Annotated in this window: 3 protein-coding genes and 1 pseudogene; all 4 read right to left on the bottom strand. The window is 36.9% G+C overall.

The genetic code is table 11. The features are described 5' to 3' along the window. The coding region (locus IQ242_RS23930) for a DUF3782 domain-containing protein (protein ID WP_193961670.1) at positions 1-602 on the bottom strand (602 nt) is incomplete at its 3' end. A 281-nt stretch (positions 603-883) separates the two neighbouring features. Then, positions 884-1,267, bottom strand: coding sequence for a type II toxin-antitoxin system VapC family toxin (locus IQ242_RS23925; RefSeq protein ID WP_193961669.1), 384 nt, complete (start codon positions 1,265-1,267; stop codon positions 884-886). After that, the gene (locus IQ242_RS23920; RefSeq protein ID WP_002780145.1) at positions 1,264-1,485 is read right to left on the bottom strand and encodes a hypothetical protein; all 222 of its coding nucleotides are present in this window, start codon (positions 1,483-1,485) and stop codon (positions 1,264-1,266) included. Before IQ242_RS23920 ends, IQ242_RS23925 begins: the two co-directional genes overlap by 4 nt. Positions 1,486-1,512: 27 nt before the next feature. Further along, positions 1,513-1,794, bottom strand: a pseudogene (locus IQ242_RS23915) (DUF3368 domain-containing protein); the annotation flags it as partial.

The raw sequence follows: 1,794 nt of genomic DNA, 5'->3' as shown, positions 1-1,794 counted from the left end.
TGGTCATGAATCCGAGCCACATAAAACCCTTCTTGCAGAATTTTTTCCCGTAATTCTGGGGATAAATCAACCGCCGCTAATATGCCATAGAGTTTTTTATCTTTGTGTTCAGGAAAAAAGCGGCGAAACCGTTGCAAAATACTTTTTAATTGTGTAATGGATTCCTCTCTAGCATGACTTTTAACCTCAACGATATAGGCAGTATTTAGCTCACCATTAGTATAGGCAAGGACATCAATTTCTAGGTGTTGTCCATCTTCGCTTGCTCGGACACTGGGACTAACAACTTTCATACCGAACCGTTGTCTGAGAATCTTTTCCATTGAGGGAAGGGCAAGTCCTTCGGTAAAGCTGCCGAATTTTGCTCCTAGTCCCCCAATTTGCTGACCTAATTCTTTGAGTTGTTTGTCAGTCTTCTTCTGTTGTTGGGCGTTTTCTTTCTGTTGTTGACTAACTTCCTTCAATAGTAGGTCAGTTTCCTTGAGTTGTTTGTCAGTTTCTTTTTGAGCAGCAGTTAATTCGGCTTGAGCAGCAGTTAATTCGGCTTGAGCAGTCGCTAATTCGGCTAAGAGTCTCCATACGTCTTCGGATGTAGTTGCCATAGATGATTTTTTCTCTCTAATTTGGTCTATTACTATTTTACTTAATTTTGCCGATTAATTAATAATTAATCATTGTTAATTAATGGGACAAGAATCACCGCCACCAGCGACTAACATCCCTAATACTTTGATACACTTCTCTTCAGGCGACCTCCCCCCCAAAATGAAGGATTAAAGGGACTAAGTTGGGAATAGAATTAACAATTATCTTCATTCTCTTTGATTTTTTGACTAATTTATGACTGGTTCGCTGAACGCTGGAAAATGCTAACGTTGATGGGTTATTCATTTGACAGATCATAGAGTTCTAAGCCTTGAATAAAACAAAAATCTCTCAAATTCAATGTATATAGCTTAATATTCTGCACTAATGCTGTTGAGGCAATGATAGAGTCAGGGATGTTGAGTTTGTGACTGAGGGAGTAGGTTTCCATTAAGTTAATAAATTGATTGGATATTGCGACATCTACAGGAAAGGTATGTAGCAATCCGAGATGTCTTTTGATTTTGTTGAGTTCATTTTTATTGATTGCTCCATAATATAATTCGGCTTGAGTAATGGAACTAATGGCTAGTTGATTTAGTCCAATATGGCGAAGCTCTTCGATAATTCTATGTTTGTTTTTATAGAATTCAATGAGGATATTGGTGTCACATAAAATCATCGGTTTTCTTCTCGCCATGCTGCTTCACGGATAGATTTAGGGGTAATATCCCTGTCTTCCCACAATCCTGCCAGGGCAAAGAAGTCTTGCTCGTTATCAGATAATGTTGTTTGATCTTCGATGATTTCTACGGAGTCAACAAAATCTAAAGCAGTTAAAATTTTAGAGAGTGTTTCTGCTTTTTCTTGGTCACGAATGTGTACGATTAGTTGTTTCATGGTAGTTTATTTTGCATTGATTTGATATTAATGATCATTGTCTAATTCTGTTTTTAGCCAATTAAGAATCGGAGAACTAATACGAGTTCCATAATCAACTAACTGTTGTGATAAATCTAAAATTTCTTGTTTAGATAGATAACCTGCATAAAAACCAACCAAGAGAATTCCTAATGTTCCTTTGACGAGTAATTCCATAGCTTTGGCAACTCTTCTTGCTAATTTCTCATCTATAATTACCCAGTCTGGTTTGATTGAAATTGCCAAGAGAATAACTTCTAATTCTCCTCGCTCTAATCCTAATAATAG

This window comes from Microcystis sp. LEGE 08355, assembly GCF_015207185.1.
GTDB classification, from domain to species: Bacteria; Cyanobacteriota; Cyanobacteriia; order Cyanobacteriales; family Microcystaceae; genus Microcystis; species Microcystis panniformis.
This window is presented reverse-complemented; position numbering and strand designations above follow the sequence as displayed.

Coding starts and splice junctions, on each gene's coding strand:
- IQ242_RS23925 (WP_193961669.1), bottom strand. CDS start 1,267: ATGATTTTATGTGACACCAATATCCTCATTGAATTCTATAAAAACAAA.
- IQ242_RS23920 (WP_002780145.1), bottom strand. CDS start 1,485: ATGAAACAACTAATCGTACACATTCGTGACCAAGAAAAAGCAGAAACA.